This is a genomic window from Micromonospora sp. NPDC048830 (assembly GCF_043198215.1).
In the GTDB taxonomy this organism is placed as follows: Bacteria; Actinomycetota; Actinomycetes; order Mycobacteriales; family Micromonosporaceae; genus Micromonospora.
This window is the reverse complement of record NZ_JBICUP010000003.1, coordinates 228,159-243,569: the sequence shown is the minus strand read 5'-3', so window position 1 is coordinate 243,569 and position 15,411 is coordinate 228,159. Positions and strand designations below refer to the sequence as shown.

The following is a 15,411-nucleotide window of genomic DNA, read 5'->3' as shown; positions in this document are numbered from 1 at the left end:
TCATGGCAATTTCCCTACGGCGCCGGCGTGCCGGCGTCCTGACCGTCCTCGCGTTGCTGGCCACCGTGGCCGGCTGCGGCGGCACCGCCGCGCCGGCCACGACCAGCTCCGGCGACACGCTGCGCTACGTGTCGATCGGCTCGCCCGCAACGGCCAGCAACGACCCGCACGGCGGGCTGGCCAACGAGTCCGACGCGCTGCGCTTCGCCCTGACCTACGACGTGCTCACCGGCCAGGGACCCGACGGCCGTACCCAGCCGCGGCTGGCCGAGTCCTGGCAGCCCGACCCGACCCTGACCAGATGGCGGTTCGCCCTGCGCCGCAGCGCGGTGTTCAGCGACGGCCGGCCGGTGCGCGCCGCGGACGTGCTGTACTCGCTGCGGCGCATCGAACGCAAGGCCGCCGAGAACTACGGCCGGCTCGCCGCGTTCGACCTGGCCGCCTCGCAGGTCGTCGACGAGCACACCGTCGAGGTCGTCAGCCGGCAGCCGTTCGCCGACGTGCCCCGCGCCCTGGAGTCGGTGACGTTCGTGGTGCCCGAGGGCAGCGACGACTTCACCACCCCGGTGCCCGGTTCCGGGCCGTTCCGGCTGGTCAGCAGCGACGCGCAGACCGCGGTGCTGGAACGCCACGACCGGTGGTGGGGTCCGACCCCGCCGCTGCGTCGGGTCGAGGTTCGCGCCGTGGCCGACCCGCAGGCCCGCGCGCAGGCCGTGCTGTCCGGGCAGGCCGACGTGGCCGCCAGCATCGCCCCGACGGCGGCGAAGCAGGCCGAGGGTCGCGGTGACCTGACGCTGGTGCGCCGCCCGGCGGTGACCATGTACCCGTTCGTGATGCGCACCGACCGCAAGCCCTTCACCGACCCCCGGGTACGCGAGGCGGTCAAGCTGGCCGCCGACCGGCCGGCGCTGGTGCAGGCGGCCTTCCTCGGCTACGGGCAGGTCGGCGACGACGTGCTCGCCCCGGCCGACCCGTCCGCCCCGACCGGGCTGGCCCCACGCCAGCGCGACGTCGCCCGGGCCAAGCGGCTGCTGGCCGAAGCCGGCTACGGCAACGGCCTGACGGTCACGCTGCACACCACCACCTCCTACCCGGGCATGGACACCGCCGCGACCCTGTTCGCCCGCCAACTGGCCGAGGCCGGTATCACCGCGCAGGTGAAGCTGAACCCGCCGGACACCTACTTCACCAACGTGTGGGCCAAGCAGGACTTCTACACCGGCTACTTCGGCGGCATCCCGTTCTTCGACGTGGCCCGGGTGGCGCTGCTGTCCACGTCCCCCACCAACGAGACGGCCTGGAGGCGGCCGGCGTTCGACACCGCCCTGAACGCCGCCCTGGCCAACCCCGAGAGGGCCGCCCGCAACCGGGCCCTGGGTGAGCTGCAGCGGCAGGTCCGCGACGAGGGCGGCTACGTCGTGTGGGGCACCGGCGACGGCCTGGACCTGACCCGCAAGGGTGTGCAGGGCCTGCCCACCGGTCCGGGGTTCGCCCGGCTTTTCATCGACCAGGTTCGGATCGGAGCATGATGCTCCGGCTGGTGCGGGCGCCGCTGCTGCTGGTCGGGGTCTCGGTGCTGGTGTACGCCGCCACCGAGGCCCTGCCCGGCGACGCCGCGGACGCCCGCACCGCCGGGCGGGCCACCGCCGCGCAGCTGGCCGCGCTCCGTGCCCGCACCGGCCTGGACGCCGCGGCCTGGCAGCGGTACCTGGACTGGGTCAGCCGCCTGCTGCGCGGCGACGCCGGTGTGTCGCTGCTGTCCGACCGGCCGGTGGCCGACCTGGTCAGCCAGCGGCTGCCGGCCACCACCACCCTCGCTGCCGCCGCCCTGGCGGCAGCCGTGCCGGCGATGCTGGCGCTGGCCTGGGTCGCCGGTGCGCCGTCGCGGACCGGCCGGATCGCCGCGGCCGCTGTCACCGCCGCGGCGGCGGTGCCGCAGGTGGTGGTCGCCGCCGGCCTGACCGCCGTGTTCGCCGGGATGCTCGCCTGGCTGCCGCCGGTGTCGCTGCTGCCGCCCGGCGGCACCCCCGCCGACCCGCGGGCGCTGGCGCTGCCAGTGCTCAGCCTGGCGCTGCCGTCGGCGACGTACGGGGCGGCCCTGCTGCGCGGCGTCGTCGCGGACGCCGCCGCGCGGCCGTACGTGCGCGACGCGCACCTGCGCGGGCTGCCCCGATGGCGCGTCGCCGTTCTCTACGTCGGCCCGATGCTGCTGGCCCCTGCGGCACGCGTCGTCGCGGTGGTCGCCGGTGGTCTGGTCGCGTCGACCGCGGTGGTGGAGACCCTGTTCGGCTACGCCGGGCTCGGTGAGCTGCTCACCGGGGCCGTGGCCAACCGGGACACGCCGGTGGTGCAGGCGGTGGCGATGCTCGCCGCCGCGGTCGTGCTCGCCGGCTTGTTCCTCGCCGACCTGCTGGCCGCCGCCACCGACGCGCGGAGCGCCGCATGACCGGCCCCTCTGCCCGGCTCTCCCGCGTCCGGTACGGCGCCTGGGCCGGGGCGGCGGCCGTGACGGCCGTGGGTCTGCTGGCGGTGGCGGGCGGCATCCTGGCTCCCCACGATCCCACCGCCCCGGTTGGTGCCCCCTGGACGCCGCCGGGCCCCGACGCCGCCTGGGGCACCGACGCCCTCGGCCGCGACGTGCTGTCGAGGGTGCTCGCCGGCGGCGGGCATCTGACGCTGACCGCCGCCGCGGCGGCGGTCACCGCCAGCACGCTCGGGGTGGCCGGCGGGCTGGTCGTCGGCTGGCACCGCGGCCGGGTCTCCCGGCTGCTGGCCGCCGGCATGGACCTGCTGCTGGCGGTGCCGCTGCTGCTGATCGCGATGGTTCTCGCCGTCGCGCTGCCAGGCCCGGTGGCGGTGGTCGCCGGCACGGTGTGCGGGGGCACCCCGCTGACCCTGCGGGTGGTCGCCGACACCGTCACCGCCGTACGGCACACCGGGTATGTGGAGGCGGCCCTCGGCCGCGGCGAGTCCGACCCGGTGATCCTGGCGCGGGAGGTGCTGCCCGCGCTGGCCGGGCTGGTCCGCGCCGACCTGGCCGCCCGGTTCGTCGTCGCCCTGCAACTGGCCGCCGCGCTGAGTCTGCTGGGCCTGGGTCCGGCGCCACCCGCGCCGGACTGGGCCGCCATGATCCGGGAGAACCTCATCGGCGCGGCCCTCAACCCCGCTGCGCTGGCCGCGCCCGCGGCCGCGCTGGCCGTGGTGTCCCTGCTCGTCACGGTCGCTGGTCAGCTCGCCGGCCGCACCCGCGGACGGCCGGCATGACCGGCCACCGGTTCACATCAGACGGCGGGCTGTCCGTCACCGGCCTGCACGTCGTGGACGCCGGCGGACGCACCGTGATCGGCCCGGTCGACCTGCACGCCGCGCCGGGCGAGGTCGTGGCGCTGGTCGGTCCGTCCGGCACGGGCAAGACGGTCCTGCTGTCGGCCGTGCTCGACGCGCTGGCGCCGCCGCTGCGGCGCGCGGCGGGTCAGGTGCGCTGGCAGGGCACACTCATCGCGCCCGGCACGGCGGCCCGCCGGTGGCGGCGCCGCTGCGTCGGGGCGGTCGGCCAGGATCCCGCCCAGGCGCTGCACCCGTTGCGGCGCGCCGTCACGCTGATTGCCGAGAGCGGCGCCGATGCCGTGTCCAGCCGGGCAGCGCTGGCCGCGGTCGGCCTCGACCCGGCCAGGTACGCCGACCGCCGCGCCCACCAGCTCTCCGGCGGACAGGCCCAGCGCGTCGCCGTCGCCCGGGCGGTAGCCGCAGCACCCGATCTGCTGGTCCTCGACGAGCCGACCAGCGCCCTGGACGAGGCGGCCATGCAGCTCGTGGCCGCCGCGGTCCGCGCCCGGCGTGGCGATCCCCGCTGCGTCACCCTGCTCGTGTCGCACGACGCCGCCGTCGTGGCCGCCCTCGCCGACCGCGTTGTACAGATCGGCGCACCGGTGACGCCAGCGAAGACCGGATCGGTGTCGCGGCCGGCGCCTGGGGCCACACCGCTGCTGAGCGTCCGCGGCCTGACGGTGTCGCAGCCGCCCGGCGGCACCGCCCTGCTACGCGAGACCGACTTCCAGGTGGCCGCCGGCGAGCTCGTCGCGGTGCGCGGACCGTCCGGCTGCGGAAAGAGCACCCTGCTGCGGGCCGTGGCGGGGCTGCACCCGGTCGACGCCGGGCACGCCCGGCTCGGCGGCACGGACCTGCCGTGGCCGGTCCGCAAGCGAGCCCGGCCGCTGCTGCGGGCCGTCCAACTGGTCGGCCAGCACCCGGCCGACGCGCTCAACCCCGCCCACCGCGTCGGCGCCGCGCTGGCCCGCCCGCTGCGCACCCTGGCCGGCGCCGACGCCCCCGACACTCACGTCGCGCGACTGCTGACCCAGGTCGGCCTCGACCCGGACATCGCCGCACGCCGCCCCCACGAGCTGTCCGGCGGGCAGCGGCAACGCGTCGCGCTCGCCCGCGCCCTCGCGGCCGGACCGCGGCTGCTGCTGGCCGACGAGGTCACCGCCGCGCTCGACGCCGCCACCGCAGCCGGTGTCCTGGACCTGCTCGACCGGCTGCGCGGCGACGGCCTGGCGGTACTCACGACCAGCCACGACCCGGCGGTCGCCGCCCGCGCCGACCGCGTCCTGCTCCTGCACGACAACCACCTCGCCTCGGAGGATCCCGCACATGCCCGTTGAGCCGCCCACCCCGACCAGCCAGGCCGCCGCTGTGCTGGCCGCCCACCCGTGGATCGCCACCGCGTACCCCGACGAGGCGCGCGGCCTGCGGATCGCACCGGACCCCGCCGCGCTGACGGTCGGCGCCCACCCCGGCGCGCTGGTCGTCGAGTTCCTGGACCACTGGAGCGAGCTGTACGAGGCGACCTACGCCGGCGCCCGCGGCCGCCACGCCGACGACCTGGACCTGTCCGGCTGGCGGGCCACCGACACGGGCCGGCCGCTGCCCACCGACCACATGACCGAATGGGTCGATCGGACCGTCGCACTCATCCGTGGCACCGGAGCCCGGCACGTGCTCGAACTCGGCTGCGGCACCGGGCTGCTGATGCACCGCCTGCACCCGCACCTGACCGGCTACGTCGGCACCGACGTAGCCGAACACGCCGTAGCCACGCTGTCGGCGACCGCGCCGCCCACCGTGCGGGTGCTACGCGCCGCCGCCCACGAGCTGGCCGGCCCGCCCGTACGACGGGCCCTGCACGAGCTCGACTTCCCGGGCGGGCGGCCGGACTGCGTCGTGCTCAACTCGGTCACCCAATGCTTCCCCACCGTCGCCTACCTGACCCACGTCGTGGCCACCGCCATCGACCTCGTCGCACCGGGCGGCGCCGTGGTCGTCGGCGACGTGCGCCACGCCGGCCTGCACGAGCACTTCTGCCGGTGGGCCGAACGCGCCGCCGACCCGGACGCCGACGCCGCCACCGTGGCCGCGCGGGCGACGGCCCGCGCGGCCCGGGAGGAGGAGCTACTCGTCGACCCGGCCACCATCGCCGCCGCCACCGGCGGCACCGGCCGGGTCGTGCAGGTCGGCGTGTACGCCAAGACGATGCGGGCCGACACCGAACTGACCCGCTACCGCTTCGACACCGTGCTGCACGTCGACGCCGCGGCCCCGGCGTCGCGTCCGCCCGCCGTGCGGTGGGCTGACCTGCCAGCACCCGACCGCCTCGACGCGGTGCGGAAGCTGCTGGCCGACGGCCCCGTCCACGTGCACGGCGTCCCCAACGCACTGCTGCACCCGGGCGCCCCGGACGCCGTCACCGCGCACGCGCTGCAGAACGTGACCGGCGACCGCGGTGCGGTGCTGCTGGACCCGTGCGACCCCACGCTGCTGGAGCTGGTCGCACCGGCCGGCGCCGTTCCGGTTCCCGCCGCTGCGCTCGCCGCCAGCGACCGGCAGGCCCACGAGCCGCTGCCCGCGTTCGTGCGCCGACGCCTGACCGAGGAGGCCCGTCGCACCCTGCGCCGCCGCCTTCCCGCGGCCGCCGGCACCCCCGTCCGCGTCGACCTGGGCCGGGCCGCCCGATGAGCGTCGAGTTGCTCCGGCAGCGGGCGACGCAGGCCGGCGAGCAGGCCATGGCCGGGGTGAACCGGGCGGCGTTGCCGGGATTCATGCGCCGCCTCGACGAGGCGGCGCTGGTGGCGATGGCGGCCACGCTGCACGCTGGCGGCGTTTTCCGGGCAGGTGTGGCGCGCACCGGGGACGAGGTCGGTGACCTGCTGCGCGTCGCCCCTCGACACCGGTGGATCCTGCGCCGCTGGCTGGCCGTGCTCACCGCCGAGGGCTGGCTGCGTCACGGCGCCGGCCCCGGCCGCCACCACGGGCTACGCCCGGCCACCCACGACGATCTCGCCGCCACCGCCCGCGACCTCGACGCCGCCCGCGCCGGCCTGGGCTACCCGGCCGCGATGACCCGGTTCTTCACCACCGCCGCGGCGCACCTGCCGCAGCTGCTCCGCGACGAGGTCCCCCTGCAGGCGCTGCTGTTCGCCGACGACGACCTGGCCACCGCCGAGGCCGCCTACAAGGACAACGTCATCAACGGCTACCTCAACGCGGTCACCGCCGTCGCCCTCGCCGCGTTGGCCAGCCGGCACCGTAGGCTGGAACCGCTGCGAATCCTGGAACTCGGCGCCGGCGTCGGCGGCACCACCACCGACGTGCTGCCCGCGCTGGCCGGGCAGCCGGTGACCTACCACTTCACCGACGTGTCCCGGTTCTTCCTCGACACCGCCCGGGGCCGGTTCGCCGCCTACGACTTCCTCACCTACGGGCTGTTCGACATCAACCGCCGCCCCACGGAACAGCTACCCGCCGGCTCGCAGGATGTCATCGTGGCCGCGAACGTCGCGCACAACGCGGTCGACGTGACCCGGCTGCTGGCGGGGCTGCGCGCGCTGCTGGCACCCGGCGGGCACCTGCTGCTCATCGAATCCTGCCGCGAGCACTACCAGATCGCCACGTCGATGCAGTTCCTCATGTCCGCCCGCCCGGGCACCCCGGCGGCCGGCAGCGGCGACCTGCGTGCCGGCACCGACCGGATCTTCCTCACCCGCACCCAGTGGCTGGCGCAACTGTCCGGCGCCGGGTTCACCGGCGTGCTGGACCTGCCGCACCCCGACGATCCGCTGAGCGCCCTCGGCCAGCACGTCTTCCTGGCAGCCCGGTGAGCCGCCCCGGGCGTCCTGCCGCTGCGGCCACCGGCCGTCGCGGTCCCGCTGCCTCACCCGACGCGTACGGCACGGACCACGTCCATGGGGCCGACCTCGGCGCGCAGTCCCGCCTCGGCCAACTCGGCCCTCAGGTCGTACTCGGACAGTACGTGCCAGGGGTAGTCGACGGTGTGTTCCCGCAGCGCCACACCGTCGCCGTCGAGCACCCGGTAGCGCATCCGCCAGGTCACCGTGTCGGGCGCGGCCGGCTCGGCGGCGCCGCCGCCCTCATAGGTGTGCCGGCCGATGCGCACCGCGCCGAACGTGGCGAACCCGACCACCGCCGGCTCGGCCGGCGGCTGCAGGTTGACCACCAGGGGCGCGCCGGGCGACAGGCGCGCGGCGACCCGGTGCCAGAATTCGCGCCGGTCCTGCGGGGGCAGGTGTCCGATCATGTTCGCCGCGAGCACCGCGCCAAGCTGCTCGGGCAGCGACGCGCTGAGGGCGTCGCCGGCCAGCACGGTGACCCGCTCGCGCAGGTCCGCGTCGGCGGCGACGCGTGACAGCAGCACCGCCCGCAGGACCGGCGACGGCTCCACGGCCAGCACGGTGGCAGTGGGGCACGCATCAGCCAGTATCTGCGTACCGAGTCCGGTGCCGGCGCCAACGTCGAGCACCGGCCCGTGCTCGGGATCGACCCCGCGCAGCGCCGCCCGCACCGGATCGCGGAGCACCTGCCATGCCGGTCCACTCAGGACGTCGATGAACTCCCCCGACGCTTCGTACCCGTCTTTCATGCCGCCAGATTAGTGGAAACCGTTCTCATTTTCGACTAGGCTGCCGTGGTGACATCCCGGCCATCACCGCTGGAGACTGCGACACCCATGACCCTCACCTCGACCGCCGCCCCCACCGAGCACGACCAGACCACCGTGCTGGCCGGCATCTGGGCCGAACTGCTCGGCATCGACCCCGACGCGCTACCCCGTGACGTCAGCTTCCTGCGTCTCGGCGGCGACTCCGTGCTGGCCGTACGGATGTCCGCGCTGGTGCGCCGGCGACTCGGCGTGCAACTCGCCCTGTCCGACGTACGCGTCGACACCACACTCACCGAACTGGCCGCTCTGGTCGCCAGCCGCGCCGCCGGCACCACGACCGACGACCGGCCCCTGCCCGTAGACCTGCACCGCCGCGCCGACCCGGCAGCGCCGTTCCCGCTGCTGCCGCTGCAGCAGGGCTACTTCGTCGGCCAGCAGGACGGCTGGGAGCTGTCCTACGACTCCGCGCACTACTACCTGGACCTCGCCCTGACCGGCCTCGACACCGACGAGGCACCGGAGGCGCTGCGCGACGCGCTACAGCGTCTGGCCGCCCACCAGCCCACCCTGCGGGCCCGGGTCACGCCGGAAGGCCACCAGCACGTGCTGCCCCTGGAGCATCCCGGCGCGGTTCCGCCGCTGCACGTGCTCGACCTGCGCGACGATCCGGACCCCGACGCTCGGCTGGAGGTGCTGCGCCGCGAGATGAGCACCCGCGGCCCCGATCCCACCCGCGGGCCCGGCGTCGACGTACGGCTGAGCCTGCTGCCCGCCGGCCGGGGTCGACTGCACCTGTCGCTGAGTCTGCTGCTGGTCGACGGCTGGTCGTCCAACGTGTTCACCCGCGAGCTGCTCACCCTCGCCGCCGACGTCAACGCCACCCTTCCCGCCCTCGACGTCGACTTCGGCGACTACGTCAACGCCCTCGAGCACCTTCCCGCCACCGCCGGATGGCGAGCCGACCGACAGTGGTGGCGGGCGCAACTGCCGAGCTGGCCCGCGGCACCGGCGCTGCCGCTGACCCGCGACCCCGCCGAGGCGACGCCCCAGGTGATGGCGAACCGGGAGGCCCGGCTGCCGGCAGCAGTCTGGACGGCGCTGCGGCAGCGGTGCGCCGAGCAGGGCGTCACACCGTCCGTCGCCCTGCTCACCGCCTACGCGGCCGTCCTGGCCCGCTGGGCCGGGCACCACCGGCTGCTGCTCAACACGTTGCAACTCAACCGGCTTCCGCTGCACCCCGACGTGCACCGCCTCGTCGGCGCGTTCGCCTCGACCATGCTGCTGCCGGTCGACCTGCCACCCGGTGCCACCTTCGCCGAACTGGCCGGGCAGACCCAGCGCCGGTTCGCCGAGCACACCGCCCACAACCTCGTCTCGGGTGTCGAGATCGCCCGCGACCTCGCCCGCCTGCGGGGCACCCACCGGCCGGTCGCCCCGGTGGTGTTCCTCAGCACCATCGGCATGGACGCGGCGATGGGCGAACGTGCGCCCCGGCACGCGGGCCCGCTCGGCGACGTGAACGCCACCGACCACCACCACCAGCTGCGTACCCCGCAGGTGGCCCTCGAAGCGCGCCTGTTCGAGCTCGACGACGAACTCGTGCTGGTGTTCAGCACCGTCGCCGAGATCCTGTCCGCCGAGCAGGTCGACCGGGCGTTCGCGGAGTTCGTCGACCAGGCTGCCACCCTCGCCGACGCCGACGCCTGGCACGAGGCGGTGCCGCTGCCTACCGCGCCGGACCCCGGCCCCCTCACCGGTGGTCTACGCCTCGGCCTACTCGACGAGGCGCCGCAGGCTTGCCACGACGAGCCCGGCCCGCCCCGCGATCGCGTCGAGGAACAGATCGCCGCCGCCTTCGCCGACCTGCTCGGCGTCGCGGTCACCGACCGCACCACCAGCTTCTTCACCCTCGGTGGCGATTCCCTGCTCGCCGTGCGCGCCCTCGCCCGGCTCGCCCGCGACGGCCTCGCGGGCGCCACCGTGCGGGACTTCCTCGCCGCGCCCACCGTTGCCGGCCTCGCCAACGCCACTCGCCCCACCCAGAACCAGTAGAGGGAGCACCAACGAGGTGTACGACGTCATCATCATCGGCGCCGGCGCCGCCGGGCTCAGCGCCGCCCAGGTCCTCGGCCGCCAGCAACGCCGCACCCTGCTCATCGACGGCGGCCCACCGCGCAACCATCCCGCCGACGGCATCCACATGTACCTCAGCCGCGACGGCTTCCCACCCCTACGCCTGCTCGGCACCGGCCACCGCGAACTGGCCGCCTACCCCAGCGTCGAGATCCGTCAGACCCGCGTCGAGGCCGCCCACGGCAGCATCGACGACTTCGCCGTCACCCTCACCGACGGCACCACCCACCACGCCCGCCGCCTGCTGCTGGCCACCGGCCAGGTCGACGAACCCTGGCCTGTCGACGGCGTCGCCGAACGCTTCGGCCGCAGCGTCTTCCACTGCCCCTTCTGCCACGGCTGGGAAGCCCGCGGCAAGAGCATTGCCGTGCTCGGCCGCGAACCCGCCCAGGTCATGCTCGCCGCATACCTCGCCGACCGTTACACCGACGACATCGTCGTCGCCACCCACGGCCCGCACCAGCTACCCGAGCCGATCCTGGACAACCTCAACGCGCTGAACATCCCCCTCATCGAGCAGCCGGTCACCGCGCTCACCGGCGACCTCGACGCCCTGCAGCTGCACCTCGCCGACGGCACCACCCTGGACCGGCAGGTCGTCTTCCACCGGGCGCCCACCCGCCAGCACGCACCCCTGGCCGCCCAGCTCGGCGCCGAACTGCTGCCCGACGGCTACGTGCGCGTCGACGAGTTCGCCCAGACCACCGTGCCCGGGGTGTCCGCCGCCGGCGACCTCGCCCGCCTGCCCGCCCTACCCGACGGGCTCACCCTCGTCAGCCAGGCCGCCGCCGACGGCGTACGCGCCGCCGTCTGGCTCGAACAGGGCCTGTTCCGCGCCGGCCTACCCGTCCCCCTTCGCTGACAGCCCCGCTGCCGACTGCCACGGCGACAGTTCCGCACGGCCGACCGGCCAGCAGGTATCCGAGGGGGCGATCCAGGCGCAACCGCGAAGGGCCCGGCCCGCCGAAGCGGTCCGGGCCCGTGTGGGAGAACGCGTCCGTTGCTGACTAGAGAGTCAGGGTCCAACTGTCGATGTAGCCCGTGTCCGCCGTGGCGGCGTCCTGCACCCGCAGACGCCAGGTGCCGCTTCGCGCCTCGCTGGAGAGGTTGACGGTGTAGGTCTGGTTGATGTTGTCGGCACTGCCGCCAGCGCGGTTGTGCAGGACGTAGGCGCTGCCGTCCGGGGCGATCAGGCTGACCACCAGATCGCCGATGTACGTGTGGACGATGTGCACTTCGACCTTCGAACTGCTCGACCCGGTGCCCGTACAACCAATCGAAATGTTGCTGTACACCGTCGTGTTGTCGGGAATTGACACATTGGTGCCATTGGTGGCGGGTGGGCACCCCCCAACCGGATTGACCGTCCAGGTGAACGACGTACTGCCGGTCTGGCCCGTACTGTCCCGCGCCGTGACCGTCGTGGTGTAGGTCGCCGCGGTGGTCGGCGTACCGGTGATCTGCCCGGTCGAGGAGCTGATGACCAGGCCGGCCGGCAGGCCGGTGGCCGACCAGGTGTACGGCGCGGTGCCACCCGTGGCACTGTTGCCCAGGGTCACCGCGGTACCGACCGTGCTGGTCTGGTTGCCAGGGTTGTTCACCGCAAGGCCGCCTGGCGCGCCGCCGAGGGACTGCGCCGCCGCCCTGATGTCGTTGGCGAAGTAGCGCACCTCGGTGTAGACACCGGGCGCGTTGGGACGGGCGCAGCCGATGCCCCAACTGGTGATCCCGACCTGGATCCACTGGCCGGCGGCGTTGCGCTTGAACATCGGACCACCGGAGTCACCCTGGCAGGTGTCCACTCCACCCGTACTCATGTAGCCGGCGCAAATCTCCTCGTCGTAGATCAGACCGGAGTAGCTGCCGCCGGCGCTGGCACAGGTCGGATCGCTCACGAACGGAACGTCGGCCTTCATCAGGTACCGCGACTGGGGGCCGCCCTCACTGGTGGCGCCCCAGCCCGCGACGGTGAAGGTGCCGCTGTGCAGCGAGGTGTCCGTGGCGATCGGCAGCAACGGACTGTTGATCGGGCTCGACAGGCGTATCAGCGCCCAGTCTTTGCCGGTGCCGTTGTACCCGGGCGCCCGGTACACGTAGTTGGACGTCCGGGTCACCCGGTTCGCGTCCTGCAGGTCCACCACGCCCCAGGTGGCCGTGATGGAAGTGGTCGGGCCGGTAGCCCCCACGCAGTGCGCCGCGGTCAGCACCAGGCTCTGGGTGTACATGGCGCCACCACAGCCCATCGACAACCGGACCATCCATGGAAATTCGCCCTGCGCCGCCTGCGTGCCACCCACGACCATCGGACCGACGTCAGAAGCGTGGCTCGGCACTGCCGTGAGACCACCGCCCATCATCGCTCCGACCAGCGCCACGACGCCGACCCGGAGCGCCTTGCCCAGTGCTCGTCTCAACAGATTCCTCCCTCGATCCACCGGCGCGACGCGCCCACCCATGCGCACATCGCCGCCTGCTGCAAGGTAACCCCAACAGAGATTAATTTCAATGTAGAAGATTACTGATGGGAGTGGGTTGAGGGAGGTCCCTCACGGCTGCTCGCCGACGCCACGGACTGCTCGCTGGCGAGCATGTTGACGCCGAAGCAACGAGTGGTACGGACGACGGCCAACAGATCGGAGTTCCGGCTCAGCGAGACCAGGATCATCGGCGGGTCCATGGAGAGCGGGGCGAAGGCGCTCACGGTCGTACCGTGGGGCAGACCGCACGACATCGCGGTGACGACCGGGACCGGGTGCAGACATGGGCCATGTGCTCGCCGCGGTGGGCGGCACCGGACGGGACACGTTCACCCGGCTGGCCCGGCAGGTCAAGGCGTGGGCGCGGGCCCGAGGGCTGGACTCGGCGCCGCACGGCTGGTTGCCCGGGCTGGCCTGGGCGGTGCTCGCCGCCCGGACCGTCGCCGACGGCGGGCGCGACCTGGTCGACTTCTTCGGCAAGTGGGCCGCGTGGGACTGGCGGCAGCCGATCGCCCTGCCCGGCCACCCGCCGGTGCCCGGTGGCGCGGTCGCCGTGGCCACCCCCACGTGGCCGGTGCGATCCTGCACTGGGCAGGTCGGTGTGGGTGGCGCCCGGACCTGCTCACCCAGGAGTTCTACGAGGCCTGGGAGGTCGCGGCGGCCGACGCCGACCCGTGGCCGCGGCTGCTCGCCCCGCCGCCGCTGCACCGGCGGCACGCCGTGTGGGCGGTGCTGGCCGTCCACCGGGTGCCCGGCGAGGCGTACCCGGTCACCGCCGGTCGGGTCCGGGGTCGTCTCCGTGCCCTGCTGTCGGTCCTGGAGTCGGCCGGCAGCCCGGACGTGCACGCGTGGCCCTGGCCGTTCGAGACCGCCGACGGCGTCACCCGACACGCCGTCGGGCTGGGGCGTGCCCCACCGGACCGGGACCGGCTCACCCGGCTCACCGCCGACTGGTGTGCCGACCTGCCCGGCGTCGACGTCGGGTGGGCGGCCGGCGGCGCGGTGCCCACCCTGACTTACCTGTGGCAGGTGCTCCAGGCGTACGAGCGGACTCGATCGCGCGAGCCATCGGACCATGGTGCCGCAGCCCACACAGGCTGCGGCACCTTAACCGGAAGACTCTTCTCAGTTATCAAGCATGAGAAGACTCAGCTCGGATGAATTCCGGCATTACTGGAAGCAACTGGGCGCCTGCAGATTCCGATAGATCTTTGATGTAGCGGAATGCGCCGCAGTCATCTCCTGAGCCTCATACAATCGAGCTGCCATCTGGGTCCGCTCCTGCGGAGACGCAGAACGCCAACCAATCTTCAACGCGGCGTTGTAGAACGCTTCGGTCTCAGAGGAATCGAGTCGTGCCCGCCCCTCGTGTTGCACTGTTGCCCAGGGCATCTCCCTCGCTGCACGCTGGCCCACCCGGGCGCGCCCGCGCTGCCGTTGCTGCAGGGGCCTTGTCAACCTCGATCGCCGCGACCGGGCAGGACTCAGCGGCGTCCAGCACGTCGTCGAGACGGTCTGCCGCGGGGCGTGGCTCCAGCAGCCGTACCCAGCCGCTGTCATCGGCGCCGAAGACGTCGGGCGCCGCAGCCCGGCAGTGGCCCATCGCCATGCACCGCTCGGGGTGGACGGTGACCTCAATGCCGGTGCCGCTCACAACCGGACCGGCCGCTTCTCCCAGCCCCGGGCGACCGCGTTGCGCGTGCGACGCACGGCAGGTTCGGAACCTGCGCTGAAATCGGGGTAGTGCCGTAGCAGTTCCTCGAACACGACCTGTCCCTCCAGGCGGGCCAGCGCAGCGCCGACGCAGAAGTGGATGCCGTGCAGGAACGCGAGATGCTTGTTGTTCTCGGCCCGGTGGATGTCGAAGCGACCGGGGTCGGGAAAGGCTCGTGGGTCGCGGTTAGCCGTGGCGATGCACGGCGCTACGAGTGTCCCGGCCGTCAGGTGCTGCTCGCCGACGATGGCGTCCTTTGTCAGCAGCCTGAAGGTGAGGTGCAGCGGCGGATCGATCCGCAGCATCTCTTCGATGGTTTTCGGCAGTAGCGCAGGATCGGCGGCGATCTCGGCACGTACCTCGGGGTTGTCGAGCAGCAGGGTGATGCCGTTGCCGATGAGGTTGGTGGTCGTGTCGTTGCCGGCGACCAAGAGCAGCGCGATCTGTGCGATGAGTTCGGCCTCGCTCAGCAGGTCGCCGTCGTCGGTCCTGGTCTGCACGATGGTGGAGATCAGGTCGTCGGCGGGGTGGGCACGGCGCTGCTCGGCGAGGTCGGCGAGGAAGTCGAAGAGCACCAGGCTGGTGCGGATCGCCTCGTCGCGCCGCTCACCTTGGACCATCGGGTCGAACGTGGAGGCGTAGGCGAACGACCAGCTGCGGAAGTTGCCCCAGACGTCCCGGGGGACGCCGAGGATCGAGGCGATCACCGCCACCGGTACATCGGCCGCGAGCCGCGGCATGATGTCGATTTCGCGACCGGGCTCGAACTCGCCGAGCAGGGTGGTGGTCGCGTCGAGCACGGCGCCGCGCCAGCGTTCGACGGCATCGGGCGTGAACGCTGTGCGGAAGGTCGAGCGGATCCGGGTGTGCACCGGTGGATCCGCGCACATCAACACCCGCGACGCGATCTCGACGAATCGCTGATGTTCGGTGTCTGCCGGGTCGTGCATCCCGGCTGGCGTGACATCGAACAGGTCGTTTGAAAACGTGGTGTGGTCGGTGGCGATCCGTCGCACGTCCGTGTAGCGGGTCACGAAGAAGCTCCCCAGCAGCGGCGAGTAGTGCACGCCGTCGCCAGCCTCGCGTAGTTCGTCGTACAGCGGGAACGGGTCCTGGACCACACCTCCGAA

14 protein-coding genes and 1 pseudogene are annotated in these 15,411 nt (G+C 73.5%); 10 read left to right on the top strand and 5 right to left on the bottom strand.

Going from position 1 to position 15,411, the window contains the following annotated elements; all coding sequences use genetic code 11:
* The first annotated feature begins 2 nt into the window (after window positions 1-2).
* The 6 genes from ACGFIZ_RS05210 to ACGFIZ_RS05185 are packed head-to-tail and all read left to right on the top strand — an operon-like array spanning window position 3 to window position 7,157.
* Window positions 3-1,529: an ABC transporter substrate-binding protein gene (locus ACGFIZ_RS05210; protein WP_393416010.1), complete on the top strand. Its 1,527-nt coding sequence runs from the start codon at window positions 3-5 to the stop codon at window positions 1,527-1,529.
* Window positions 1,526-2,446, top strand: coding sequence for an ABC transporter permease subunit (locus tag ACGFIZ_RS05205; protein WP_393416008.1), 921 nt, complete (start codon window positions 1,526-1,528; stop codon window positions 2,444-2,446). The genes ACGFIZ_RS05210 and ACGFIZ_RS05205 overlap by 4 nt, the downstream gene beginning before the upstream one ends.
* Window positions 2,443-3,264, top strand: coding sequence for an ABC transporter permease subunit (locus ACGFIZ_RS05200; protein ID WP_393416007.1), 822 nt, complete (start codon window positions 2,443-2,445; stop codon window positions 3,262-3,264). The genes ACGFIZ_RS05205 and ACGFIZ_RS05200 overlap by 4 nt, the downstream gene beginning before the upstream one ends.
* Entirely contained in the window at window positions 3,261-4,664 is a 1,404-nt protein-coding gene (locus ACGFIZ_RS05195; protein WP_393416005.1) for an ABC transporter ATP-binding protein, read from the top strand. The genes ACGFIZ_RS05200 and ACGFIZ_RS05195 overlap by 4 nt, the downstream gene beginning before the upstream one ends.
* Window positions 4,654-6,015: a class I SAM-dependent methyltransferase gene (locus tag ACGFIZ_RS05190; RefSeq protein ID WP_393416003.1), complete on the top strand. Its 1,362-nt coding sequence runs from the start codon at window positions 4,654-4,656 to the stop codon at window positions 6,013-6,015. Before ACGFIZ_RS05195 ends, ACGFIZ_RS05190 begins: the two co-directional genes overlap by 11 nt.
* Window positions 6,012-7,157 carry a class I SAM-dependent methyltransferase gene (locus ACGFIZ_RS05185; RefSeq protein WP_393416001.1) on the top strand — a complete coding sequence of 382 codons (1,146 nt, stop codon included), beginning with the start codon at window positions 6,012-6,014 and terminating at the stop codon, window positions 7,155-7,157. The genes ACGFIZ_RS05190 and ACGFIZ_RS05185 overlap by 4 nt, the downstream gene beginning before the upstream one ends.
* A gap of 53 nt (window positions 7,158-7,210) precedes the next feature.
* Here ACGFIZ_RS05185 and ACGFIZ_RS05180 read toward each other — a convergent pair whose 3' ends face one another.
* A complete protein-coding gene (locus ACGFIZ_RS05180) occupies window positions 7,211-7,936 on the bottom strand; it encodes a class I SAM-dependent methyltransferase (protein ID WP_393415999.1) in 726 nt (241 codons plus the stop codon).
* An 87-nt stretch (window positions 7,937-8,023) separates the two neighbouring features.
* Between ACGFIZ_RS05180 and ACGFIZ_RS05175 the strand changes: the two genes are divergently transcribed.
* Both ACGFIZ_RS05175 and ACGFIZ_RS05170 read left to right on the top strand, forming a co-directional pair.
* Window positions 8,024-10,009: a condensation domain-containing protein gene (locus ACGFIZ_RS05175; RefSeq protein ID WP_393415997.1), complete on the top strand. Its 1,986-nt coding sequence runs from the start codon at window positions 8,024-8,026 to the stop codon at window positions 10,007-10,009.
* 16 nt (window positions 10,010-10,025) lie between these two features.
* Window positions 10,026-10,952, top strand: coding sequence for an NAD(P)/FAD-dependent oxidoreductase (locus ACGFIZ_RS05170; protein ID WP_393415995.1), 927 nt, complete (start codon window positions 10,026-10,028; stop codon window positions 10,950-10,952).
* Window positions 10,953-11,097: 145 nt separating this feature from the next.
* On the opposite strand, the gene ACGFIZ_RS05165 is transcribed toward ACGFIZ_RS05170, so the two are convergent.
* Together ACGFIZ_RS05165 and ACGFIZ_RS05160 are read right to left on the bottom strand one after the other, a co-directional pair.
* Window positions 11,098-12,504 (bottom strand): trypsin-like serine protease, encoded by a 1,407-nt coding sequence (locus tag ACGFIZ_RS05165; protein WP_393415994.1) that lies wholly within the window; start codon window positions 12,502-12,504, stop codon window positions 11,098-11,100.
* A 101-nt stretch (window positions 12,505-12,605) separates the two neighbouring features.
* Window positions 12,606-12,848 carry a flavin reductase gene (locus ACGFIZ_RS05160; protein ID WP_393416062.1) on the bottom strand — a complete coding sequence of 81 codons (243 nt, stop codon included), beginning with the start codon at window positions 12,846-12,848 and terminating at the stop codon, window positions 12,606-12,608.
* A 2-nt stretch (window positions 12,849-12,850) separates the two neighbouring features.
* Between ACGFIZ_RS05160 and ACGFIZ_RS05155 the strand changes: the two are divergent.
* Together ACGFIZ_RS05155 and ACGFIZ_RS05150 are read left to right on the top strand one after the other, a co-directional pair.
* Window positions 12,851-13,075: pseudogene (locus ACGFIZ_RS05155) on the top strand (poly(A) polymerase); the annotation flags it as partial.
* A 59-nt stretch (window positions 13,076-13,134) separates the two neighbouring features.
* Window positions 13,135-13,728 carry a hypothetical protein gene (locus ACGFIZ_RS05150; RefSeq protein WP_393416072.1) on the top strand — a complete coding sequence of 198 codons (594 nt, stop codon included), beginning with the start codon at window positions 13,135-13,137 and terminating at the stop codon, window positions 13,726-13,728.
* A gap of 178 nt (window positions 13,729-13,906) precedes the next feature.
* Here ACGFIZ_RS05150 and ACGFIZ_RS05145 read toward each other — a convergent pair whose 3' ends face one another.
* Together ACGFIZ_RS05145 and ACGFIZ_RS05140 are read right to left on the bottom strand one after the other, a co-directional pair.
* Window positions 13,907-14,221: a ferredoxin gene (locus tag ACGFIZ_RS05145; RefSeq protein WP_393415992.1), complete on the bottom strand. Its 315-nt coding sequence runs from the start codon at window positions 14,219-14,221 to the stop codon at window positions 13,907-13,909.
* Window positions 14,218-15,315, bottom strand: coding sequence for a cytochrome P450 (locus tag ACGFIZ_RS05140; RefSeq protein WP_393415990.1), 1,098 nt, complete (start codon window positions 15,313-15,315; stop codon window positions 14,218-14,220). The genes ACGFIZ_RS05145 and ACGFIZ_RS05140 overlap by 4 nt, the downstream gene beginning before the upstream one ends.
* Between the last annotated feature and the right edge of the window lie 96 nt (window positions 15,316-15,411).

Excerpts from the sequence above, each read along its gene's own strand:
- ACGFIZ_RS05210 (WP_393416010.1), top strand. The coding sequence starts at position 3 with ATGGCAATTTCCCTACGGCGCCGGCGTGCCGGCGTCCTGACCGTCCTC.
- ACGFIZ_RS05205 (WP_393416008.1), top strand. The coding sequence starts at position 1,526 with ATGATGCTCCGGCTGGTGCGGGCGCCGCTGCTGCTGGTCGGGGTCTCG.
- ACGFIZ_RS05200 (WP_393416007.1), top strand. The coding sequence starts at position 2,443 with ATGACCGGCCCCTCTGCCCGGCTCTCCCGCGTCCGGTACGGCGCCTGG.
- ACGFIZ_RS05195 (WP_393416005.1), top strand. The coding sequence starts at position 3,261 with ATGACCGGCCACCGGTTCACATCAGACGGCGGGCTGTCCGTCACCGGC.
- ACGFIZ_RS05190 (WP_393416003.1), top strand. The coding sequence starts at position 4,654 with ATGCCCGTTGAGCCGCCCACCCCGACCAGCCAGGCCGCCGCTGTGCTG.
- ACGFIZ_RS05185 (WP_393416001.1), top strand. The coding sequence starts at position 6,012 with ATGAGCGTCGAGTTGCTCCGGCAGCGGGCGACGCAGGCCGGCGAGCAG.
- ACGFIZ_RS05180 (WP_393415999.1), bottom strand. The coding sequence starts at position 7,936 with ATGAAAGACGGGTACGAAGCGTCGGGGGAGTTCATCGACGTCCTGAGT.
- ACGFIZ_RS05175 (WP_393415997.1), top strand. The coding sequence starts at position 8,024 with ATGACCCTCACCTCGACCGCCGCCCCCACCGAGCACGACCAGACCACC.